Origin of the sequence: Streptomyces sp. NPDC092370 (assembly GCF_044755265.1) — a bacterium.
In the GTDB taxonomy this organism is placed as follows: domain Bacteria; phylum Actinomycetota; class Actinomycetes; order Streptomycetales; family Streptomycetaceae; genus Streptomyces.
Window position 1 is genome coordinate 92,852 of record NZ_JBIVQO010000005.1, and the last position, 22,191, is coordinate 115,042.

Below are 22,191 nucleotides of genomic sequence, written 5' to 3' on the forward strand. Positions count from 1 at the left end.
AGGGCGGATTCGCATCTCAGATGTCGACATGTCTCTACAGCGTGTTGCCGACATGTGACATTCTGCGTGAAGCGCGTTTGCCGGAGCTCCGGCTCCGGTATTCAGGTGAAGGCTGCGTTCCTCAGACGGGAGCGTCCGCCGCGACCGTCCCGCGACCCAAAGGGGGTGGCATGTCCGCAGAACAGGGCAGCTCGAAGGTGCTCACGCTCGCGGAGAGCGAGTCAGCTCCCCATGCTCTCGACTCACTCGGCCCCATCGATGAGGCTCCGGCCCTCGTGGCCGAGCCCGTCCCGGTCCTTCCGACCGCGGGCGCCATCGACACCCGCACCCTGTCCCGCTCCCTGTTCCTGCGGCTGGCCGCGCTCGACGAGGACAGCCCCGAGCGTGCGTACGTCCGTGACACGCTCATCGAGCTCAACCTCCCGCTGGTGCGGTACGCCGCCGCGCGGTTCCGGTCCCGGAACGAGCCGATGGAGGACATCGTCCAGGTCGGCACGATCGGGCTGATCAAGGCGATCGACCGGTTCGACTGCGAACGGGGCGTGGAGTTCCCGACGTTCGCGATGCCGACGGTGGTCGGGGAGATCAAGCGGTTCTTCCGTGACACGTCGTGGTCGGTGCGCGTGCCGCGTCGGCTGCAGGAGCTGCGGCTCGCTCTGACCAAGGCCAGCGACGAGCTCTCGCAGAAGCTGGACCGGTCGCCGACGGTGACCGAACTCGCCTCCGTGCTCGGGGTGTCCGAGGAGGACGTCGTCGACGGGCTGGCGGTGGGGAACGCCTACACGGCGTCCTCGCTGGACTCGCCGGCGCCGGAGGACGACGGCGGCGAGGGGTCGCTGGCGGACCGGCTGGGGTACGAGGACACCGCGCTGGAGGGTGTGGAGTACCGCGAGTCGCTGAAGCCGCTGCTGGCGAAGCTGCCGCCTCGCGAGCGGCGGATCATCATGCTCCGCTTCTTCGCGAACATGACGCAGTCGCAGATCGGCGAGGAGGTCGGCATCTCGCAGATGCATGTCTCCCGGCTGCTGACCCGGACGCTGGCACAGCTCCGGGAAGGCCTGATCTCGGACTGACCGAGGGCCCACTGGGGCCGACCGAGGGCTGGGGGCGCGGTCGTTGGGGCCGCGCCGTTCGCCTGCGGCGGTGTCGGTGGGAGGGCGCGTGCTGTGCCTGACAGCGGATGCGGGTCGGTGCCGTGTCGGCGCGTGTGGTCGCCCTGCGGCCTCCCGCCGCAGCGCACGGCGTCGGGCCGCCCGGCTGCGGGCATGCGCGCCGAGCAGGGCGACCCACCTGGCGTCTGCGGCGACGCCGGGTACCGAAAAGGCCGCGTGGCGGCTACGCCAGTGCCAGCCAGGCCACCGCCGCGACGACCGCCACGGCGGCGATGACGCCGAGGATGAGACCGATGCGCGGTCCGCTGCTGGAAGGTGCCGCCGCCTGACGGCCCCGAGGGGCTTCGTCGACGAACGCGCGGAACATCTGGGTGCTGCCGGCGGGGTCGTGATTGCCCTGCGGGGCCTGGTTGTTAGCCATGGCCCGAGACCCTAGCGAAAACGGCGGGGCTCCCCAAGTGGGGGTAGGGGTTCCGTTTAGTCCGGCCGGCCCGTGCCGCCGGGCCCGTGACCAGCGCATGTACTCCCGCAATACGCGCTTTGCCAACTTTTTGTGCCGCCTGCACCTCTTTCATTTGCCTGTAGCAACCAACGGCTTCTATGGTTGCCCTAAGCAACGAAAGCGGAGGTGTCATGGCCGACAGGGCGCAGTACGAAGAGCTGGTCCGCCAGTTCAGCGCCTTCGGCGCCGTGAAGCGGGAGCTCGGCAGGATCATGCCCGCCGAGTGCCCCGGCGGGTCGGCGGCCGTGCTGACCCTGTTGGAGCGTCATGGCGACATGCGCATGAGCAAGCTCGCCGAGCTGCTGGCGGTGGACATGTCGGTCACCAGCCGCCATGTCGCGCACGTCGTGGCCCGGGGCTGGATCGAACGCTCCCCCGACCCGGCGGACAAACGCTCACGCATCCTGCGGCTCACGTCCGCGGGCCGCGTACAGCTCGACGAGCTGTCCCGGCGGACCACCGAGGTCCTCGCCGAGCGCCTGGGCGACTGGACCGACGAGGAGGTCGGTCAGCTCACGAACCTCATGGCGCGGCTGAGGAAGAGCTTCGACGGCCGGCCCGGGAGCCGGGTCACGCCGTCCGCTTTCGACCAGACCACCCGTACACCCGCAAGCACGTAAGAAAAGGAAGCCCATGGCAACGACCACACCAGCCGGTGTGCGGGCTCATGCCAAGCACGGGGGAGGCTCCCACGGCTCCTCCGGCGACGGCGCTCCGATGACGCACCGGCAGATCATGGAGGCCCTCACCGGCCTTCTGCTCGGCATGTTCGTCGCGATCCTGTCGTCGACGATCGTCTCCAACGCCCTGCCCCGGATCATCGGGGACCTCGGCGGCGGCCAGAGCGCCTACACCTGGGTCGTGACCGCGTCCCTGCTGACGATGACCGCCTCCACCCCGCTGTGGGGCAAGCTCGCCGACCTGTTCTCCAAGAAGCTGCTGATCCAGTTCGCGCTGGTCATCTTCGTTCTGGGGTCGGCGGCGGCCGGCATGTCCCAGAACCCGGGCATGCTCATCACCTTCCGCGCCGTCCAGGGCATCGGCATGGGCGGCCTGTCCGCGCTGGCCCAGATCATCATGGCGGCGATGATCTCGCCGCGTGAACGCGGCCGGTACAACGGCTACCTCGGCGCCACCTTCGCCACCGCCATGGTCGGCGGCCCGCTGGTCGGCGGTGTCATCACCGACACCGACTGGCTCGGCTGGCGCTGGTGCTTCTACGTCGGCGTGCCCTTCGCCGTGATCGCCCTGATCGTGCTGCAGAAGACCCTGCACCTGCCCGTCGTGAAGCGGAAGGTCAAGGTCGACTGGGCCGGCGCCTTCTCCATCACCGCGGCCGTCAGTCTGCTGCTGGTCTGGGTGACCTTCGCCGGTGACACGTACGACTGGGTGTCCTGGCAGACGTACGCGATGGTCGGCGGTTCGCTGGCGCTGCTGGCGGTGTTCGTCCTCGTCGAGGCCAAGGCGAGCGAGCCGATCATCCCGCTGCGGCTGTTCCGCAACCGCACCATCACGCTGGCCTCGCTGGCCTCGCTGTTCGTCGGTGTCGCGATGTTCGCCGGGACCGTCTTCTTCAGCCAGTACTTCCAGCTGGCCCGGGACAAGTCGCCGACGATGTCCGGCGTCATGACGATCCCGATGATCGCGGGCCTGTTCGTCTCCTCCACCGTCTCCGGGCAGGTCATCACCCGGACCGGCCGCTGGAAGGCGTGGCTGATCGCCGGCGGTGTGCTGGTGACCGCGGGCCTCGGTCTACTGGGCACGATCCGGTACGACACCGAGTACGGGCACATAGCGATCTTCATGGCGCTGCTGGGTCTCGGCATCGGCATGATGATGCAGAACCTGGTGCTGTGCACGCAGAACCAGGTGGAGCCGGGCGACCTGGGCGCCGCCAGCTCCACGGTGACCTTCTTCCGGTCCCTCGGCGGTGCGGTGGGCGTCTCCGCCCTGGGCGCGGTCCTGGGCAACCGGATCACCGACTACGTCAAGGACGGCCTCGCCGACCTCGGTCCCAAGGGCGCGGCCCTCGGTCACGCCGGCACGGGCGGCGGCGGCATCCCCGACCTGAGCACGATGCCCGCGCCGATCCGCACCGTGGTGGAGAGCGCCTACGGCCACGGTGTCGCGGACGTGTTCCTCTACTCGGCCCCGATGGCGCTGCTCGCGTTGCTGGTGACGCTGTTCATCAAGGAGGTCCCGTTGAGGACGAAGGGCGGGCTGGCGCAGGCCGCCGACTCGCAGGCGCCTGCCGTGGCTCCGGCCGAAGCGGCCACCGAGGCTCCCGCGGCGGAGAAGACCGCGCCGAGCCGGGCCGAGACCGCGGCCGCCGACGGGACCGGGCCCGAGGGGACGCAGCGGCTCGCCACCGTCGCCACGACGGCTCCGGCCGGGGAGTCCGCGTCCGGTGGGGGCGGTGTTCCGGTCCGCGGTTTCGTCCGCGGCGCCGAGTCCGCGCCCGTGCCGCGGGCCGCCGTCACGCTGATCTCGCCGACCGGGCGCCAGCTGGGCCGGTCCGTGGCGCAGGCCGACGGCTCGTACGCGGTGGACGCACCGGGCTCCGGTTCGTACGTCCTGATCGCCTCCGCCGACGGCTTCCAGCCGCGGGCGTCCACGGTCGTGGTGAACGGTGAGCCGGTCGCCTACGACATCCTGCTCAGCGGTACCAGCGGGCTGACCGGCCTGGTAAAGGCCACCGAGAACGGGCAGCCCGTCAAGGACGCCATGGTCATCGTGACCGACGTGCGCGGGGACCTGCTCGCCAACGGGATCACGGGCGAGCACGGCGAGTTCTCCTTCGCCGAGCTGGTGCCGGGGGCGGTGACCGTCGCGGTGAACGCCGCCGGGTACCGGCCGCACGCCCTGCCCGTCGAGGTGGGCGGCACCGGGGTCACCCGGGTCGAGATCGACCTGGACTCGGGCGCCCGCGTCCAGGGTGTCGTCCGCGCCCCGCACGGCCCGCTGGCCGACGCCCGGGTGACGCTGGTCGACCAAGCGGGCAACGTCGTCGGCTCGGCCACGACCGGGACGGACGGGGCGTACGCCTTCACCGACCTGGACGGCGGTGAGTACACCGTCATCGCAACGGGCTACCCGCCGGTGGCGACCGCCGTGACGGTCATGGGTGCCGGCACCGACGCCCACGACATCGAACTCGCCCACCCAGGCGAGTAGTGACCGACCCCGGCCCGTGACGGGTGGCGCGCTCTGAGCGGAGGTGCGCCCCTGTCGCGGGCCGGTTTCCTATCGAGGAGTTGGTGAGATGGGACTGACCGCGAGGATCCGTACCCGGGACGGATGGGCCGTGTCGCACGCGGTCGTCACCGTGGTCGACACGACCGGCGCGCAGGTGCTGCGGGCCGAGGCCGACGCGGAGGGCGCCGTACGGGACGCGACGCCGATGGAGCCGGGGGCGTACACCGTCATCGTCACGGCCGTCGGGTACGCGCCCGCGGCCTCCAGCGTGATCGTCACGGGCGGGGGCACCTCCCGCTCGAGCCGAGCCGGGAGCGGGGGAGGACGGGCCGAGGTCGGCACCGTGACGCTGGCGCGGCAGGGCGGCACCGAGCTGCCGCCGCCCGGTCCGTGGACCGTCGACCCGGTGCACTCCAGCGTGGCCGCCGTGGCACAGCACCTGGGCATCTCCAGCGTGCACGGCCGGTTCACGAAGTTCGCCGGCTCGATCGAGATCGCCCCGGACGACGTCACCGAGTCGCGCGTCGAGGCGGTGATCCGGGCCGCGTCCATCGACACCGGCAACGGCATGCGCGACGGGCATCTGAAGTCGCCGGACTTCCTGGACGTCGAGCGGTTCCCGGAGATCACCTTCCGGTCGACGGGGCTGACGGCGACCGGGGCCGGCCGGTGGACCGTCCACGGCGAGCTGGGCATGCACGGGGTCGTACGGCCCGTGGACCTCGACCTGGCCTACCTCGGCACGGGTCCGGACCCGTGGGGCGGCACCCGCGCCGCGTTCCGCGCCACGGCCGAACTGCGCCGCGAGGACTTCGCCATGCACTACAACCAGGTGTTTCAGGCCGGCATCGCCGCCATCGGCACGACGCTGAAGGTGGAGCTGGACATCCAGGCCGTGCAGGGCGAGTCACTGCCGGCGGCGTGAGTCCGGGGCGGACACCTTCGCCACCAACTGGCCGCACAGATCACGGAGCTTGACGTTGCGGTCCTGCGAGACCCGGCGCAGCCGCTCCAGGGCGATCCGCGCGTCGATCCGCTCCCGGGCCATCAGGATGCCGACCGCCTGGTCGATGACGCTGCGGGAGAGCAGCGCGGTGCGCACGTCGGCAGCGGACTGCCGCCGGTTCTCGATGCGCAGCGCCATGTCGATCGCGTCCCCCGCCCGGGCCGCGAAGGCACGGGCCGCTTCCCGGCCCGTGTCCAGTGACCGCGCGCCGACGCCGTAGAAGTTGAGCGCGGCGCCGCTGCCGCCCTCGACGGCGACCGGCACCGCCAGCACGCAGCCGACGCCCGTGGACAGGGCGTACTCCGTGTACGACGGCCAGCGCGACTCCGCCGCCAGATCCGGGGCGTACTGCTCCTCACCGGTCTCGGCCGCGTCGACGCAGGGTCCCGAGCCGTTCTCGTACTGACGCAGGTCCAGGCCGCTGGGCATGCCGTCGCTGCCGGCCAGGGTGAGCAGCCGCCCGGCGCGGCGCACGGTGATGCTGCACGCGACGGCACCGGGCACCTCCTGCACCGCGCGGTCGGTCAGATCACGCAGCAGCGTGTCGAGACCGCTGCTGCGCGCCATCGCCTGGTCGAGCGTGTCGGACGTCTCGGAACTCATGACCGTACGGGTATCCCGACATCATCCGAACACGCCTTCTCCGTACTTCACCCCACCTCAGGGGGGGTTGTGAGCACCGACGATCCGGCGGGCGAGATCGCGCAGTTTCACGTTCTCCCGCTGCGAGGCGCGCACCAGGCTCTCGAAGGCCGCCGAGGCGTCGATGCCCTGGCGTTCCATGAGGATGCCGGTGGCCTGGCCGATCAGGTCGCGGGTGCGCATGGCCTCCGTGAGCTGCTCGCGCACGGTCGCGGAGTCCAGGGCGATGCTGACGTGCGCGGTGAACAGCCGGCCGATGCGGGTCGCGTCCTCGTCGAAGACCCCGGGTTTGCTCGCGTAGGCCGTGAGCACGGTCAGCCGGCGGCGGTCGGCGCGCAGCCGCAGGGCCAGCGCCGAGCGCAGGCCCAGGTCGGCCAGCACGTCCCAGCCGTCGTCGGCCTCGCTGTCCGTTATCCGCGCCACCGGGCTGTTCCACAACAGGTTCCACAGACCGTGCTGTTCGCGACCGGTGTGGCGGTTCTCGGCGGAGCGCACGACCTCGTCGGTCCAGGCGAGCGTGCGCATCGTGCTGCCGCGCTCGATCACGGAGACACCGGCGTGCTCAGCGCCCGGCATGAGGTGCACGGCCAGCCGGACCGCCGTGCGCAGCGCGCTGTGCGGCGTGAGGGTTTCGTGCAGTTGCTGAGAAGCCACCGTGAGAGCTTCGGCCAGCTCGACGCCGGCCGGATAACGGGGCAAATCAGGAAACTCGGACGCAGCCACCACGAACCTCTTCGGCATGCACGGCCATGGCCGTGCGCAGGAGAGCTCCGCAGCACATTCCCGACTGCGAGCACAGGACGGACAGCACTCTAACTGTTCGGTTGCCTCCAAGTGACGTCCGGCCGACGCCGCCCGGGGGCGCTTCCTCCGGCCGCCCCCCACATGGTGGAATGGCCCCACGGGTCAGGAAGCGGCCTTACCGGAATCCGGACGAACGTCTGCCAGGTGAGTGCCGTGACCTTCTTCACGAATCCCACAGAACCGCGCGACCTCCCCGGCCGCGTCCACCTCGCCATGCCCGCCGAGATCGACTTCTGCAACGCGGAGCGGCTGCTGCCCCTCGTCATGTCCGCGGCCCGGGCCCGGGGCGACCGGCTGGAGGTCCTCGTCCTCGACCTGAGCGCGACCTCCTTCATGGACTCCCAGGGCATCCGCCTCATCAACGACGTACGGCACCGGCTGCGTCCCGGGACCCGGGTGCGTCTGGTGGCCCCGCCGGAGGGGATCACGAGCCGTGTCCTGGAGCTGACCGGCCTGCGCCGGGACGTGCCCGTGTACGACAACCTCGCCGAAGCGATGGCGTCGTAGGCTGCCGGACATGGCACCGAACATCGCGACGAACACCCGCGTCTCCCTCGACGAGTTGCTTGATTTCGTCCGGCCCCGGCACCACGCGGTCCTGCTGACCCGGCGCGCCGACGGCGGCCCCCAGAGCTCCCCGCTGACCTGCGGTGTCGACGACTCGGGCCGGATCGTGGTCTCCACCTACCCGGAGCGCGCCAAGACCCGCAACGCCAAGCGGGACCCCCGCGTGAGCCTGCTCGTACTCAGCGACGACTGGGACGGCCCCTGGGCCCAGATCGACGGCACGGCCGAGGTGATCGACTCCCCCGACTCCGTCGAACCGCTCGTGGAGTACTACCGGAACATCGCCGGGGAGCACCCCGACTGGGACGAGTACCGCGCGGCGATGCTCAAGCAGGGCAAGTCGATCATCCGCATCACGCCGGAGCGGTGGGGGCCCGTGGCGACCGGGGGCTTCCCGGCGCGACTGGTGGAGGGGGAGTAGGTCAGCTCTCCCCGGCGGCGTCACGCTCACGGGTGACCATCGTGTCGATGCCCGCGATCAGCAGTTCCAGCGCGAACTCGAAGTCGCGTTCCAGCATCTCGGCGACGGTGTCGCCGCCACGCGCCGCCATGATCTCCCGGGACTCCCGGAGGACGTCGGCGGCTTGCGGGGCTGCGGTCACGGTGGTCAGGGCCTGCTGGAAGTACTCGTCCACGCTCATGCCGCCGGCGGCTGCCCGGGAGGCGAGATGGCCCTCCAGGGTGCCGTAGCCGTAGACGAACTGGAAGACGGCCGAGATCGTGCTCGTCAGGCGTTTCGCGGGCAGCCCGGTCCGGCGGACGACGCGCTGCACCACCCGTGAGAACGCCAGGCTGTTGGGCCCGATGTTGAGGAAGACCCCGACCAGCGCGGACACCCAGGGGTGCCGCACCAGCAGCGTCCGGTACTCCCGGGCCAGCGCCCGCACCTGGTCCCGCCAGTCCTCACCGGCGTCCGGATCGGGCAGCCGCACCTCGCCCATCACCTGGTCGAGGGCGAGTTCGAGCAGGTCGTCCTTGGTGTCGACGTACCAGTAGACGGACATGGCGGTGACGTCCAGCTCGCCGGCCAGCCGCCGCATGGAGAACTTGGCCAGGCCCTCGGCGTCCAGCAGCCGCACCGTGACCTCGATGATGCGCGCCCGGTCCAGCCCCGAGGGCTGCCCTCCACCGCGCCGCCGGTGCGCTGTGCTCTCCAGCCAGACGCTGGACCGCGGCTGATCCCGCCGGGCGGCTTTCGCCATGGCGCACCTTCCTCGACCTCTTGCTGCCGATCATGCTAGGCGCCTTGAGGGGCGCGGGGCTGCATCGATGCGCCGATCCGCCGCGCGGGCGCGATCGCCCCACGGCGGACCCGCGGCCGCACGGCGACCGCACACCCCGAGCTCCTAGGCGGATTCTGCCCGCTCGGCCCGCCGCAACAACCCGGCCGCGACCAGTCCACCGGCCAGCACGAAAACCGCCCCCACCAGCTGGCTGGTCTCCAGCCCGGAGGCGAACGCATCGGAGATCCTGGTCTTCTCCTCGGCCGAGTCGGCGGCTGCCAGCGCCGCCGGCAGCGACGCCGCGGACACGGTGACCAGCGACGCGAACCGCGAGTTGAGCACGGCACCGAGCACCGCGACGCCCAGGCCGTTGCCGAACTCCGCGAGCGTCCCGTTGATCCCCGCTCCGACCCCGGCCTTCTCCGGCGGAATCGCCCCCATGATCGCGTTGGCCATCGCCGGCATGGACAGGGCCACTCCCGCCCCCATGATGATCAGCCCGAGCAGCATGCCCCCGTACCCGTGGCCGCCGAGCAGCGCGATCGCCGCCAGCCCGCCGGACACCAGGGTCATGCCGAGCGCGATGGCCGCCGGCGTCCCGGCCTTCAGGACCAGCTTCGCCCCCACTCCCGTGAAGTTGAGCGCGACCACCGTCAGCGCCAGGGGCGCCGTCCGCAGCCCGGCGTCCAGCGGCTCGTACCCGAGGACGAACTGGAGATGCTGTGTGAGCAGGAACAACGACCCCGTCATACCGAACGCGACGAGGATCGCGCCCGCGACCGCGCCCACGAACTTCTGGTTGCGGAAGAAGTGCAGGTCGAGCATCGGGTGCTCGGTCCGCAGCTCCCACAGCGTGAACAGGCCGAGCACCACAGCGCCGATCAGCGCGGAGACCAGCACCCGCGCGGAGGTCCAGCCGTGCTCGGGCCCGGTGATGATGGCGTACACGACGGCCGTCATGCCGATGGTCGACAGAACCGCACCCAGCAGGTCGGGCCGGTCGCCCGCCTTGTGCTTGGACTCCGGCACCAGCGCGGCGACCGCGACCAGGCCGAGCACGGCGACCGGGATGTTGATCAGGAAGATCGCGCCCCACCAGAAGTGGTTCAGCATCACACCGCCGATGAGCGGGCCGGCCGCGAAACCGAGCGAACTGACCGTCGACCACAGCGCGATGGCCTTCACGCGCTCCTGGTCGTCGAAGATCTGCACGACCACGGCGAGCGTCGTGGTCATCAGCAGCGCACCGCCGACGCCCATGCCCGCACGGGCCGCGATCAGCTGGGCCGGGCTCTGGGACAGGCCGGCCGCCAGCGAGCCGACGCCGAAGATCGCCAGGCCCGACATCAGCATCAGCTTGCGGCCGTAGCGGTCGGCGGAGTTGCCCGCGGTCAGGAGCAGGCCGGACTGCACCAGGGAGTAGGCGTTCATCATCCACTGGACGTCGGCGGTCGAGGCGTCCATCTCGCGGGTGAGCGAGGGGATCGCCACGTTGAGGATCGTGTTGTCGAGCAGCACGGTGAGCTGCGCGAGGCAGATGACACCGAGGATCAGCCAGCGCTGGGGATGGCCGCCGGACACGGTGCGCGGCGGGGCCTTTTCCTGGGGGGACGTCGTCATGCTGTACACCGTAGAACAGCTCCTATACGGCGTACAACGGAGTTTCGGCGGCACGGCGAGGGGCGGTGGCTTTCGGCCACCGCCCCTCGTCCGGTCAGGGACGTGTCAGCTGCTCGCCTTCTGTGTGAGGTCGTAGAAGGTGCTCGAACCGACCGTGACCTTCGCGAAGTTGGCCTCGACCCAGGAGGTGATCCGAGACGAGGCGCCGTCACTGCTGCCGCCCATGCCGCCCATGCCGCCGGAGGCGATGAAGTAGTGGATCTTTCCGGCCGCCACGTAGTCCTTGAATTGGGCCAGCGTCGGAGACGGGTCCGTGCCGTTGAAGCCGCCTATGGCCATCACCGGATCGCCGGTGGACAGCTGGTAACTCGCCGCGTTCTGGGCGCCGACGGCCGCGGCGGCCCAGGTGTACCGGTCGGCGTCGGTCTCCAGGAGCTTCTTGGCCTCGGCGCTGACGCTGGCGCCGTTGAGCAGGCCGCCGCCACCGCCGCCCATGCCACCCATGCGGCCGCCGTCGCCGTTCGGCTGGTTCTGACCCTGCTGGTTCCGGCCGCCGGGGAACCCGCCTCCGGGGAAGCCGTTGCCGTTCTGCTGGTTCTGCTGGTTCTGGTTCTGCCCGCCGCCCGGGAAGCCGCCACCGCCGGGGCCGCCGCCACCGCCCGGTCCGCCGCGGCCGCCCGCGACCGCCGGACCCGCCGTGACGATCGAGCCGGTGTGCCCCTCGTTCACGGTGGTCAGGGTGTACGCCGCCGGACCGGCCAGCGCGGCGACCAGGCCCAGCCCGGCCGCTCCCAGGGCCAGCCGACGCCCCAGCCGGCCGGCGAAGATCAGACCGAGGGCGGCCGTCAGACCGCCGACCAGGACGAACCACTTGAGCCAGGGCAGGTAGCCGGAGGAGCGGTTGAGCAGGACGTATCCCCAGGCGGCGGTCGCCGTCATGGCGGTGGCCAGGCTCAGCGAGGCCCAGGCCTTGTCGCGCTTGTCCCAGAGCAGCGCCGCGCCCATGCCGACCAGCGGGGCGATGTAGGGGGCGAGGGCCACCGTGTAGTACTCGTGGAAGATGCCCTGCATGTAGCTGAAGACCGCCATGGTGGTGAGCAGCGCGCCGCCCCACACCAGGAAAGCGCCCCGGGTCGCGGAGGTCCGGCGGGCCTTGCCCGTGGCGACCAGTCCGGCGACGAGCAGGATCAGCGCGGCCGGGATCAGCCAGGAGATCTGGCCGCCGATGGAGGAGCTGAACAGCCGGTCCCAGCCGGTCTCGCCCCAGTTGCCGCCGCCGTTCCCGCCACCACCGCCTCCTCCGACACTCCCGGCCTCGTCGCCGTTGAGGCGCCCCAGGCCGTTGTAGCCGAAGGTCAGTTCCAGAAAGCTGTTGTTCTGCGAGCCGCCGATGTAGGGGCGGGAGGAAGCGGGCCAGAGTTCGACGATCGCGACCCACCAGCCGCCGGAGACGACGATCGCGGCGAGAGACGCGGCGAGCTGACCGATCCGCTTCTTCACCGTCACCGGGGCGCAGACGCCGTACACAAGGGCGAGCGGCGGCAGGATCAGGAAGGCCTGGAGGGTCTTGGCGAGGAAGGCGAAGCCGATCGCGGCGCCGGCCCACAGCAGCCACTTCGTGCGGCCGTCCTCCAGGGCGCGGACGACGAAGGAGCAGGCCGCCGCCATCAGCAGCGCCAGCATCGCGTCGGGGTTGTTGAAGCGGAACATCAGCGCCGCGACGGGGGTGAGCGCGAGCACGGCGCCCGCGATCAGTCCGGCCGCGGGGCTGAACCGGCGCCGGACGGCCGCGTACACGACGGCGACCGTGCCGACGCCCATGAGGACCTCGGGCGCGAGGATCGCCCAGGAGCTGAGGCCGAAGAGCCGTACGGAGAGGGCCATGGGCCACAGGGCGGCCGGGGGCTTGTCGACCGTGATGGCGTTCGCCGCGTCGAGCGAGCCGAAGAAAAACGCCTTCCAGGACTCGCTGCCCGCCTGTACGGCCGCCGCGTAGAAGGAGTTGGCGTAACCCGAGGCGCTCAGGTTGCAGAGGTAGAGCACGGCCGTCGCCAGCAGCAGGGCGAGGAAGGCCGGGCGGGCCCAGCGGGGATCCTCGGGCCGGCCGCGCCGGATCCGTTGCCCGAAGGGCCTCTTGGGGAGGTCGGCGGCATGCGCCGGTGCGGGGGCCGGGGGGTGGGTCCGGCTGCCGGGACTCGTGTCCGCGTGGGTGGTCGGTCGGTCGAAGTGGACGGTCATCAAAAGTCCCTCGCGTCGGAGTCGTGCGGGCGCACCGGCTGCAGGTGCAGGGTGGCCTCCCACCAGGTGGTGTCCGCGGCTTCACCGGCGCGGAACTGTGCGGTGCCGTAGGGGGTGGAGCCGTAAGGGGTGGAGCCGTAGGGGGTAGTGCCGACGGCGGTGGAGCCGACGGCGGTGGAGCCGACGGCGGTGGAGCCGTACAGGGGGGCGGCCGGCGAGTCGTCCTCGCGCCGGTCCGGGAACACCCAGGCCCGGAAGAGCAGGAAGCGCAGGACCGTCGCCGCGAGGTTGGCCGCGATGAGGACGGCCAGTTCGGTGGAGTGCTGGGGCTCGGAGGAGGCCGCGTTCAGTGCCGCGAGCGAGCCGCTGGTCAGGACGAGCCCGATACCGAAGACGACCAGGCCCTGTGCCTGGTGCCGTACGGCCCCGCCGCTGCCGCGCACCCCGAAGGTGAGCCGCCGGTTGGCCGCGGTGTTGGCGACCGCCGAGACCAGCAGGGCGAGGGCGTTGGCTGCCTGGGAGCCGGTGAAGACCCTGAAGCCGCCGTAGAGCAGTAGGTAGAAGAGGGTGGACAGGGCGCCGACCACGCAGAATCCGACGAGCTGGCGGGCGAGTCCCGCCGGCACGTCCTTGATGTCACGGTCGCGCGGGTCGTCGCCGAAGGGCCGAGCGAGCCGGTCCAGCGGCAGGGAGCCGGTGGCCAGCGCCCTGCCGACTCGCCATACGCCCTTGAGGTCGTCGGTCGCGGTCTTGACGATGTGCACCGTCGAGTCGGGGTCGTCGACCCAGTCCACCGGCACCTCGTGGATCCTGAGGCCTGCGCGCTCGGCGAGCACCAGCACCTCGGTGTCGAAGAACCATCCGGTGTCCTCGACGAGGGGCAGCAGCACCTGCGCCACGTCCCGGCGGATCGCCTTGAAACCGCACTGGGCGTCGGAGAAGCGCGCCTGGAGCGAGCCGCGCAGGATGAGGTTGTAGGCCCGGCTGATGAACTCGCGCTTGGGGCCGCGCACCACCCGCGAAGTGCGCGCCAGCCGGGAGCCGATGGCGAGGTCGGAGTGACCGGAGATCAGGGGGGCCACCAGCGGGAGCAGGGCGTTGAGGTCGGTGGACAGGTCCACGTCCATGTAGGCGAGGACCGGGGCGTCCGAGGCCGACCAGACGGCCCGCAGGGCCCGGCCGCGGCCCTTCTGCTCCAGGCGGCAGACGGTGACCCCGGGGATCTCCGCCGCCAGCCGCCCGGCCACCTGCGGGGTGGTGTCCGTGGAGGCGTTGTCCGCGATCGTGATGCGGAACGCGTACGGAAACGTCCGGTCGAGATGCTCGTGCAGTCTGCGGACGCACGGCTGGAGGTCCTTCTCCTCGTTGTAGACGGGGATCACTACGTCCAGGACAGGCGTACCGGCTGGTGCGGCCGGGAGGTGCTCCCGCGCCGGCAGGGTGCCGGGAGAAGAGTCGGTTCGCATGGGACCGACTTTCGTCAGGCGCCCTGTCGTGCCCATGTGGTGACGCTGTGGCGTGCCTGTGAGTGCCACTGCCGCCTCGGGTCCGGCTCCGACCGGGGCGACAGGGCGGGCAGACGCACCGTGAACACGGTCCGCCCGGGCACGCTGTCGGCCGTCACGGCACCGCCGTGCGCACCGGCCACGGCCTGCACGATGGCGAGGCCCAGACCGGTCGAGCCGGTGGCGCGGGAGCGCGCGGAATCGCCTCGCGCGAACCGCTCGAAGACGTGCGGGAGCAACTCGGCGGGGATGCCCTGCCCGTTGTCCTCGACCTCCACGCACAGCCATCCCTCGCGCCGCCGCACCCGCGCGGTGACGGTCGTCCCGGGCGGTGTGTGGGTGCGCGCGTTGCCGAGCAGGTTGACGAGCACCTGTTGCAGCCGGGCCGCGTCCGCCGAGACCAGCGCGGGTTCGTCGGGCAGGTCGAGCCGCCAGATGTGGTCCTGGCCGGCCGCCCGGGCGTCGCTGATGGTGTCCACCACGAGCGGGACGAGGTCGGTCTGCTCGAACTGCAGCGGCCGTCCGGCGTCGAGCCGGGCGAGCAGCAGCAGATCCTCGACGAGGAGGGTCATCCGGCCGGCCTCGGACTCGATCCGGCCCAAGGCGTGCCGGGTGTCGGGGCCGACCTGTTCGCTTCCCCGCCGGGTGAGTTCGGCGTACCCGCGGATGGAGGCGAGCGGAGTGCGCAGCTCATGACTGGCGTCGGCGACGAACTGCCGGACGCGCGTCTCGCTGCGCTGCCGTGCGTGCAGCGCCCCGTGGACGTGGTCCAGCATCCGGTTGAGCGCGGCACCGACCTGTCCGACCTCGGTGTACGGGTCGGTCTCGGAGTCGGGGACCCGCTCGCTGAGGTTCACCTCGCCGGTGTGCAGGGGCAGTTCGGAGACCCGGGTGGCGGTGGCGGCGACCCGGCGCAGCGGGCGGGTGGCGACCCCGACCAGTACGGAACCGGCGAGACCGGCAGCGGCGAGACCGGCGCCGGTGACGCTGATCTCGACCAGGACGAGGGTGTTGACGGTGCTGGTGACGTCCGTGGTCGGGATGGCCACGTAATAGCTGCCCTTGTCACCGCTCTCGTACTCGGCCCGGTACTCACCGAGGCCGGGGATGTCGACGGTTCTCGGCTGTCCCTCGATCTGTGGCACGGACGCGAGGGCGGCTGTCTGCGCGGCGTTCAGCGACCGCGGGGTCACCTGGTAGTCGCCCTCGGAGACGCCGTACGCGGACTGCGTGATCCGGCCGCCCTCGATCTTGGCGGCGACCGTACCGCCCGGCTGCGGCCCTCTCGTGACGAAGTCGGTGAGGCTTTCCACCTTGTTCTTCGCGAGTCCGTCCGCCCCGCCCTCGCCTGGCTCCCGGGGTGGGCTTTGCGCGGCCCTGGACGCGGCCGCCTCGAGCTGCTCGTCCAACTGCTCGTACAGATGGGACCTGAGGGCCAGCGTCGTCACCGTCCCGATCACCGCGCACACCACGGCGATCAGCACCACGGACGCGACGACGAGCCGCGTCCGCAGCGTGCGCGGCCTGCCTGCTCGCCGCCCGCCCGCCCACTGCTGCCAACGCTGCCGTCGTCGTCCGCTCATGACGCCGCGGGTTTGATCAGGTACCCGGCACCGCGCCGCGTGTGGATCATCGGCTCGCGTCCGGCGTCGATCTTCCGCCGCAGGTAGGAGATGTAGAGCTCGACGACGTTGGCCTGGCCGCCGAAGTCGTACGACCACACCCGGTCGAGGATCTGCGCCTTGCTGAGGACGCGCCGCGGATTGCGCATTAGGAACCGCAGCAGCTCGAATTCGGTCGCGGTCAGACGGATGTCGTCCCCGGCCCGGGTCACCTCGTGGCTGTCCTCGTCGAGAGTGAGGTCGCCGACGACCAGCAGGGAGTCCGAGCGCCGGTCGGCGGCGCCGGAGCGCCGTATCAGCCCACGCAGCCGCGCGACGACCTCCTCCAGGCTGAACGGCTTGGTGACGTAGTCGTCGCCACCCGCCGTCAGCCCCGCGATCCGGTCCTCGACGGCGTCCCTGGCGGTCAGGAACAGCACCGGCACGTCCGGCAGTTCGCGGCGCAGCCGCCCGAGCACGGCCAGCCCGTCCATGTCGGGCAGCATCATGTCGAGGACCACGGCGTCGGGCCGGAAGTCGCGCGCGGTCCGGATCGCGCCGGTGCCGTCACCGGCACTGCGGATCTGCCAGCCCTCGTAGCGCAGGGCCATGGACAGCAGCTCGGTGATCGACAGCTCGTCGTCCACCACGAGCACGCGGACGGGGCCCCCGTCCGGCCTGAGCAGTTCGGTGCGCCCCCGGGGCGAGGTCGTGGTCATGTGAACACGATGTCGAGGGCCTCTGAGAGCACACTTTCGGCAGGCTGTGATTTCCCTGAGAAACACACAGGCGCCTCTGAGGAAACGCCTGGGAAGGCCGGGCGGATCAGAACAGGCCGTCCTGCACGCCCGACGCCTCCTTGAACGGACGCAGGGGGACGGTCAGCCCGTCCCCGGTGGCGGGCACCAGCCCCCACCCCGTCATCAGCCGGGTGTCGAGCACCACCACGCCGTCCCCCGTGGCCAGGTGCAGATCGGGTCCGGCTGCCGCGACCAGCTCCCCGCCCACCGCACCCCCGGCGACGAGCTCGCTCACGCCCCCGACGGCGACGGGCACCCCCGCCAGCCCGAACACCCCGACATGGTCGACCACCCGCAGCGGCTTCCGTACGAGCGACTCCGGCCACGCGGGGAGCGCGACCGCCCGCCCGTGCAGCTCGGCGACCTCACCCGCCCGGTCCGCGGCGGACTGAGGCAGCGCGGCCCGCACGGCCCGCTTCTCGGCGTACGGAATCCTGTCGGGCACCCGCAGGGCTGCCCTGAGCAGCTCCTCCGCACGCCGGGCGGCCATGAGCGGACCGACGCCGAGCCAGCTGAAACAGACGGCCCCCTGCTCGAGCAGCCGCGCGGATCCCCGCTCCTGCGCGGTGATCCCGACCTTGACCATGCCGGGCCCGAACCACGCCAGATACACGTGGTACGGGCGTGGATCGTCGGCGATCGTGTCCGCCGCCACCGAGTGTGCGCGGTCCAGTCGCGCGCACTCCTCGCATCGCGCCCCCGTACTGCGCCCCGGCACGACCGCACTCACCGGGCACGCATGCCCCCGAGCCCCCACACACGTGCGCCCACACCCCGGCACGACGCTGAAGGCCACGCGTTTCCCCCGGGTCAGCGCACTGCGCCGCCCGCCGTCCCAGAGCAGCTCGGGACCGTCGGGCGACCAGCGCAGCCCCGAGCACTTCCATGCCTGTGCCATCTCTGCCGAGAGTAAGGGGCACCACCGACAACGGGGCGGGGCCGACGCGGAGCGGCCTCACCGTACGGAGTCGGCCCCGACGGCAGCGGCGGTCTCCGGCTCCCCTTCTCGCTGAACGGGCATGCTCGGCACCACGGCCCGGCCGGAACGCCCCGCACGCCGGCCCCGCCCGGCCAGCCGGCACCCCAGGCACTCCTCGTGCCCGCCCGGTGCCGCAGAGTCCCGCACGCGCCAGTCCCACTCCGCCCGGGGCCGCACGCCCGGCCCCTTCCCCCACCCGGCGAGATGCAGGGCCCAGGTCACGAGGAGACCCACGACCCCGATCGCCGACCCGCCGGCGACGAGCACACCGGAGACGGTGCAGACGCCCAGCCCCGCCACACCCGCCCCCACGGTGGCGATGCCACATCCGGCCCACCCCGCGACCGTGTGCCCGTGGTCATACTGATGTGCACTCACGTGCCACTCCCTCGCACCCGAGGATCCGACCCGGCGAACCCCTCACCTGCTAAGACTTTTACGACCCAAACATCTCACGAACTAAGGGATCTGGGAATGCAAGCGAAGCCGCGTCCCGCCGCCACACCGGAGCAGGCACTGTCGGCGATGGACCAGCTCATCGCGACTCACCTGGTCGGACAGCATGAGATCGCCCAACAGGTGGGCCTGAGTGTGACCGACCTCACCTGCTTCGCCTATGTCATCGAGGCCGGCGAGAACCTCCCCACGGCAGGCGATCTGGCGGCCCGCGTCCACGTCACCACCGGCGCGGTCACCGGCATCCTGAACCGGCTGGAGCGCGCGGGCTACATCACGCGCCGCCCCGACCCCGCGGACCGCCGCCGCATCCGCGTGGCGGCCCAGCCCGACGCGGTCGCCCGCGTCCGCGAGGTCTACGAGCCGTACTACGCCCGCCTCACGCACCTGTTCGCGGACTACACCCCGGACGAAATCGCGGTCCTGCACGACTGGTTCACCCGCGCGAGCACACTGGCGGCGGCCTACCTGGAGGACCACTGCCGCCCCGACTGAGCGCGCCGGCCGGAGCACCGGGCGGCCCTCGGCACCTTCACCCCACCCCGGCCCGCCCGCTTGCTTCACGTGTGGTGAAGTGATGATCACAGCCGGGAAGCGACCAACCCAGCTGGAGGCAACACACAAAACAGGGGGCGCACTCATGCGCAGCAAGATACGGATTCTCGCCGCTGCCACCGTAGTTGCGGTATTTGGTATGTCGACTATCGCGCACGCCGATAACGGGGAGGATGAGATAACTCCCACTGATGGCAGCGGGATTGTCCTGAACGATGGGCGTGTCATCGGTTTTGGTGACGAGGTCACGTTCACCTTCGAAGGGGAGCGCGAGAAGGCGAGTGATGACAGAAGCGCGAGCGCGTGCCCTGAGGTGAACGACAAGCCGAAGTACAAAGTCAAGGGATCGCCGTACTTCATAGCCAGCAAGCCGCCGAAGTCGACCTGGCTGCTGCCCGGCCAGAGCGTGTCCTGGGCCTTGACCGACAGCTATGAATTCACCTGGGACATCGGCGCCAGCGCGGAAGCCGAGGCCGGGGTCATTCTGGCGAGGGCCAAGACCTCTGTCGATACCAAGATCAGCAACAAGTGGACATGGTCCGGTACGCAGACCGTTACCGACAAGAACACCACAACGAAGGGGTACCGGGCAGTGCTCGGCCAGCAGGGATGGAAGCTCACGGCCACCAAGACGTGGATTGCTCCGCCCTGCAACGTCAAGAAGAAGACCATCGTCATCAAGGCCCCGAGGAAGGGCGACATTTCGATCGGGCGGAAGAACTCGTAATGATTAACGGCAGGCGCGTCCGATATCTCTCCATTTGCCTGGCCATCTCCATGCCGCTCGCTGTGGGGTCTTGCAGCTCCGGCGAGCTGTCGCCCCCGAAGGCCTCGACTTCGAAGACCTCCGCTTCGGACGGGGCAGAAGCGGCGAAGTCAGTGCTGGAGAAGGGCATTATCGAAATGGAGTCGCTGAGTGACGGGTCTGGCGTGCTGGAGCGGAACTTCGGGAACTCGCTGACATCCGTGCCCGACAACGTATTGAGCTTGGCATTCGCGTTCACTTGTACGGGTGACGCAAAGGTGAAACTGACGCTCACCACTGCGGGCAAAGACGCCGCCTCGAGCACCCTCGTATGCGACGGGTCCATTTTTCAACAAAGCATCAACACAGCCGAGTCGGGTCCTGTCGGATTTTCGGCTGTTACTGCTGACGGCGCGAGCGGTGGCTATGCCTACGCCTACTACGTCGAGAAGAAGAATCATTCGTAGGATTCCCTGAAGGCTCGCGAAAGCGTATGAGCCCCCGACACCTCCCAAGTGGTGGTCGGGGCCTCACCCAGGGTGGTTGCAAAGTCTTGGCGGGGTCGAATGGTTGCAGGTCACGGTGGTGTGACGACCGCCGGTGGGCCCGTCCCGTACATAGCGAAGCTCCGGTTTGAGTGGGCGAGAGATCAAGTCGCCTTGCCGAACCGGAGCTTCGATGGGCCGTCAGTCTGCCAGCGTCTGCCTGATCAAGTCGCCGTCGCGTCAGCACCGCGCACTGCCCGGACTACCCCAGCTGGCCACGTTGGCTGACCCCGCGCCACCGGCGCGGGAGGCCTCACCCGTTCGTGAGCGTGTTGCTCATCGCCTGCCGGCTGTGGGCCGCGTACGAGCTGGCGGTCCGCATCGGCCTGCGGCGCGGTGAGCTGCTGGGGCTGCGCTGGTCGGACGTGGATCTCCACGAAGGCGTCCTCACCGTCCGGCAGGCCTTACAGCGGGTCGGCGGCCAACTACTGATCGTCGCTCCGAAGATCAGCGCTCGGCCCGCCGCGCGGCCCTGCCGTCCGAGTGCGTGACTGCGCTTCGCGCTCAGCGCGCCCAGCAGCTCGCCGACCGGAAAGCCGCTGGCTCGAACTGGAAGGGGACGGCCCAGGGCCTTGTCTTCACCACGAAGAACGGCACCCCCATCGAGCCCCGCACCCTGAACCGCTCCTTCGAGGCTCTGTGCGTCCGTGCCGGCGTCGCAAGGTCCGCTTCCAAGACCTGCGCCACACGTGCGCCTCGCTGCTCCACGAACAGGGCGCCGACGCCCGCATGATCATGGAAGTCCTGGGCCACAGCTCGATTCGCGTGAACGTGGGTATCTGCACTTTCGTACGGCTCGACTCCCCGCGGTCCGTCTTCGACCGCGTCGGGGAGGCACTAAGAGGTGATGGCAATGAACCGGACGATGACGACGGCCCGGCCGGTGTCCCGGTAGCCGTCTGATCGGCTCGCGAAGGCGGTTGCCGTCAGACACTGCCGTCAAGGCAAAAACCAGAGGCCCTGTGGATCGCTCCACAGGGCCTCTGGTCTGCTGTGCACTCGGCAGGATTCGAACCTGCAACCTTCTGATCCGTAGTCAGATGCTCTATCCGTTAAGCTACGAGTGCTTGTTCTGTTTTTTCGCCGCTCTCGGGCCTTCCGGCTCGCTCGCGGCGACAGGAAGAACATTACATGACTGCCGCCGCCATGTGAAATCCGTTAGCCGCACCCCTTGTGAGCTGCGGAAACGGCACTTCCGGCCGCACTTTCGGAGGCAACGACAGCGAAGCCCCGGTCGGCTGACCGGGGCTTCGTGATCGAGTGCGGAGGCGGAGGGATTTGAACCCTCGATGGGCTGTAAGGCCCAAACCGCATTAGCAGTGCGGCGCCATAGACCGGACTAGGCGACGCCTCCAGCATCACTCCCGCGCGAGCGCGAGCGGTGCGTGCCGATGATGACACAGTCGAGCGTGCTGTCACCAATCGACCCCCACGGTACTAGGCGGGAAGGGCGCGGGGCAAAGGCCTTGTCAGGCCCGTGCGGGCCCCCCGGGAGGCCGCGCGCAACATCCGCGGCCGTGCCGCGTTAGGCAGGGCATGTTGCGTGCCACTCCCCGGGCCACCGCCCGCCCCGCCCTGCTGCGCCTCCTCGTCACGGCCGCCGCCTCCGTCGCCGTCGCCGGATCACTGACGGCGGTGTCCCCGGCCGCGTATGCCCAGGCCGGCGGGACCGGCCCGTCGTCCCCGACCCGGCCGGGCGACGGCCCTGACCGCGATCACCTCACCGTCACCGTGCGCAACGCCGGCGGCGGGGCCGACGGAACGTTCGAGCTGTACTGCGCCCCCGACGGCGGCAACCACCCGGACCCGCGCGGCGCCTGTGCCGCCCTGGAGCGGGGCACGCTGTGGGGCCAGGACGTCTTCGCGCCCGCCCCGGAAGGCGGCTTCTGCACCATGCAGTACGGCGGACCGGCCACCGCGCACGTCACCGGCACCTGGGCCGGGCGCCCCGTCGACGCCACGTACGACCGCCGCGACGGCTGCCAGATCTCCCGCTGGGACCGGCTCGTGCCGCTGCTGCCGAGTGTGGGGGGCGAGGCGGGCGCCAGGGCCTGAGGCCGTCCGCCCGTGGAGACGGTGGGGGAGCGAGGCAGCGG

23 protein-coding genes and 2 tRNA genes are annotated in these 22,191 nt (G+C 70.7%); 12 read left to right on the forward strand and 13 right to left on the reverse strand.

Features of this window, described 5'->3' with window-relative positions:
* Positions 1-170 precede the first annotated feature (170 nt).
* A complete protein-coding gene (locus ACIQHQ_RS17310; RefSeq protein WP_352114340.1) occupies positions 171-1,073 on the forward strand; it encodes an RNA polymerase sigma factor SigF in 903 nt (300 codons plus the stop codon).
* Between the two features lie 262 nt (positions 1,074-1,335).
* Here ACIQHQ_RS17310 and ACIQHQ_RS17315 read toward each other — a convergent pair whose 3' ends face one another.
* Positions 1,336-1,533: a hypothetical protein gene (locus tag ACIQHQ_RS17315; RefSeq protein WP_402612764.1), complete on the reverse strand. Its 198-nt coding sequence runs from the start codon at positions 1,531-1,533 to the stop codon at positions 1,336-1,338.
* Positions 1,534-1,745: 212 nt separating this feature from the next.
* Here ACIQHQ_RS17315 and ACIQHQ_RS17320 point away from each other — a divergent pair, with 212 nt between their 5' ends.
* From ACIQHQ_RS17320 to ACIQHQ_RS17330, 3 genes are all read left to right on the forward strand, one after another.
* Positions 1,746-2,234 carry a MarR family winged helix-turn-helix transcriptional regulator gene (locus ACIQHQ_RS17320; protein ID WP_402612765.1) on the forward strand — a complete coding sequence of 163 codons (489 nt, stop codon included), beginning with the start codon at positions 1,746-1,748 and terminating at the stop codon, positions 2,232-2,234.
* A gap of 13 nt (positions 2,235-2,247) precedes the next feature.
* The gene (locus ACIQHQ_RS17325) at positions 2,248-4,788 is read left to right on the forward strand and encodes an MFS transporter (protein WP_402612766.1); all 2,541 of its coding nucleotides are present in this window, start codon (positions 2,248-2,250) and stop codon (positions 4,786-4,788) included.
* An 88-nt stretch (positions 4,789-4,876) separates the two neighbouring features.
* Positions 4,877-5,734 (forward strand): YceI family protein, encoded by an 858-nt coding sequence (locus ACIQHQ_RS17330; RefSeq protein ID WP_402612767.1) that lies wholly within the window; start codon positions 4,877-4,879, stop codon positions 5,732-5,734.
* On the opposite strand, the gene ACIQHQ_RS17335 is transcribed toward ACIQHQ_RS17330, so the two are convergent.
* Positions 5,717-6,418, reverse strand: coding sequence for a GAF and ANTAR domain-containing protein (locus tag ACIQHQ_RS17335; protein WP_402612768.1), 702 nt, complete (start codon positions 6,416-6,418; stop codon positions 5,717-5,719). The two genes, ACIQHQ_RS17330 and ACIQHQ_RS17335, sit on opposite strands and share 18 nt — an antisense overlap.
* 57 nt (positions 6,419-6,475) lie before the next feature.
* Positions 6,476-7,198: an ANTAR domain-containing protein gene (locus ACIQHQ_RS17340; protein WP_402612769.1), complete on the reverse strand. Its 723-nt coding sequence runs from the start codon at positions 7,196-7,198 to the stop codon at positions 6,476-6,478.
* A gap of 276 nt (positions 7,199-7,474) precedes the next feature.
* Between ACIQHQ_RS17340 and ACIQHQ_RS17345 the strand changes: the two genes are divergently transcribed.
* On the forward strand, positions 7,475-7,768 hold the full coding sequence (locus tag ACIQHQ_RS17345) for an STAS domain-containing protein (RefSeq protein ID WP_402613064.1): 294 nt from the start codon (positions 7,475-7,477) through the stop codon (positions 7,766-7,768).
* A 10-nt stretch (positions 7,769-7,778) separates the two neighbouring features.
* Complete coding sequence (locus tag ACIQHQ_RS17350) at positions 7,779-8,249, forward strand: PPOX class F420-dependent oxidoreductase (RefSeq protein ID WP_402612770.1); 471 nt, start codon at positions 7,779-7,781, stop codon at positions 8,247-8,249.
* Position 8,250: 1 nt separating this feature from the next.
* Here ACIQHQ_RS17350 and ACIQHQ_RS17355 read toward each other — a convergent pair whose 3' ends face one another.
* From ACIQHQ_RS17355 to ACIQHQ_RS17390, 8 genes are all read right to left on the reverse strand, one after another.
* Positions 8,251-9,030, reverse strand: coding sequence for a TetR/AcrR family transcriptional regulator (locus ACIQHQ_RS17355; protein ID WP_402612771.1), 780 nt, complete (start codon positions 9,028-9,030; stop codon positions 8,251-8,253).
* Between the two features lie 144 nt (positions 9,031-9,174).
* Positions 9,175-10,671, reverse strand: coding sequence for an MFS transporter (locus tag ACIQHQ_RS17360; protein ID WP_402612772.1), 1,497 nt, complete (start codon positions 10,669-10,671; stop codon positions 9,175-9,177).
* 105 nt (positions 10,672-10,776) lie between these two features.
* Positions 10,777-12,909: an ArnT family glycosyltransferase gene (locus ACIQHQ_RS17365; protein ID WP_402612773.1), complete on the reverse strand. Its 2,133-nt coding sequence runs from the start codon at positions 12,907-12,909 to the stop codon at positions 10,777-10,779.
* Complete coding sequence (locus ACIQHQ_RS17370) at positions 12,909-14,375, reverse strand: glycosyltransferase (protein ID WP_402612774.1); 1,467 nt, start codon at positions 14,373-14,375, stop codon at positions 12,909-12,911. The genes ACIQHQ_RS17365 and ACIQHQ_RS17370 overlap by 1 nt, the downstream gene beginning before the upstream one ends.
* A gap of 14 nt (positions 14,376-14,389) precedes the next feature.
* A complete protein-coding gene (locus ACIQHQ_RS17375; protein WP_402612775.1) occupies positions 14,390-15,997 on the reverse strand; it encodes an ATP-binding protein in 1,608 nt (535 codons plus the stop codon).
* Positions 15,994-16,734, reverse strand: a complete 741-nt coding sequence (locus tag ACIQHQ_RS17380; protein WP_402612776.1) for a response regulator transcription factor — start codon at positions 16,732-16,734, stop codon at positions 15,994-15,996. Before ACIQHQ_RS17380 ends, ACIQHQ_RS17375 begins: the two co-directional genes overlap by 4 nt.
* 106 nt (positions 16,735-16,840) lie before the next feature.
* Entirely contained in the window at positions 16,841-17,713 is an 873-nt protein-coding gene (locus tag ACIQHQ_RS17385) for a DUF2797 domain-containing protein (RefSeq protein ID WP_402612777.1), read from the reverse strand.
* Between the two features lie 57 nt (positions 17,714-17,770).
* The gene (locus ACIQHQ_RS17390) at positions 17,771-18,172 is read right to left on the reverse strand and encodes an HGxxPAAW family protein (RefSeq protein ID WP_402612778.1); all 402 of its coding nucleotides are present in this window, start codon (positions 18,170-18,172) and stop codon (positions 17,771-17,773) included.
* Positions 18,173-18,268: 96 nt separating this feature from the next.
* Between ACIQHQ_RS17390 and ACIQHQ_RS17395 the strand changes: the two genes are divergently transcribed.
* The 5 genes from ACIQHQ_RS17395 (at position 18,269) to ACIQHQ_RS17415 (ending at position 20,998) form a co-directional block, all read left to right on the forward strand.
* Positions 18,269-18,745, forward strand: a complete 477-nt coding sequence (locus tag ACIQHQ_RS17395) for a MarR family winged helix-turn-helix transcriptional regulator (RefSeq protein WP_402612779.1) — start codon at positions 18,269-18,271, stop codon at positions 18,743-18,745.
* 145 nt (positions 18,746-18,890) lie between these two features.
* A complete protein-coding gene (locus tag ACIQHQ_RS17400) occupies positions 18,891-19,532 on the forward strand; it encodes a hypothetical protein (RefSeq protein ID WP_402612780.1) in 642 nt (213 codons plus the stop codon).
* On the forward strand, positions 19,532-20,017 hold the full coding sequence (locus ACIQHQ_RS17405; RefSeq protein WP_402612781.1) for a hypothetical protein: 486 nt from the start codon (positions 19,532-19,534) through the stop codon (positions 20,015-20,017). The genes ACIQHQ_RS17400 and ACIQHQ_RS17405 overlap by 1 nt, the downstream gene beginning before the upstream one ends.
* Positions 20,018-20,358: 341 nt before the next feature.
* On the forward strand, positions 20,359-20,586 hold the full coding sequence (locus tag ACIQHQ_RS17410) for a tyrosine-type recombinase/integrase (RefSeq protein ID WP_402612782.1): 228 nt from the start codon (positions 20,359-20,361) through the stop codon (positions 20,584-20,586).
* Positions 20,587-20,734: 148 nt separating this feature from the next.
* The gene (locus ACIQHQ_RS17415; RefSeq protein ID WP_402612783.1) at positions 20,735-20,998 is read left to right on the forward strand and encodes a tyrosine-type recombinase/integrase; all 264 of its coding nucleotides are present in this window, start codon (positions 20,735-20,737) and stop codon (positions 20,996-20,998) included.
* A gap of 91 nt (positions 20,999-21,089) precedes the next feature.
* Here the strand turns inward: ACIQHQ_RS17415 and ACIQHQ_RS17420 are convergent.
* A tRNA-Arg gene (locus tag ACIQHQ_RS17420) sits at positions 21,090-21,162 on the reverse strand.
* A 196-nt stretch (positions 21,163-21,358) separates the two neighbouring features.
* Positions 21,359-21,449, reverse strand: a tRNA-Ser gene (locus tag ACIQHQ_RS17425).
* Positions 21,450-21,730: 281 nt separating this feature from the next.
* Here ACIQHQ_RS17425 and ACIQHQ_RS17430 point away from each other — a divergent pair.
* On the forward strand, positions 21,731-22,150 hold the full coding sequence (locus tag ACIQHQ_RS17430) for an SSI family serine proteinase inhibitor (RefSeq protein ID WP_402613065.1): 420 nt from the start codon (positions 21,731-21,733) through the stop codon (positions 22,148-22,150).
* Positions 22,151-22,191: the final 41 nt, after the last annotated feature.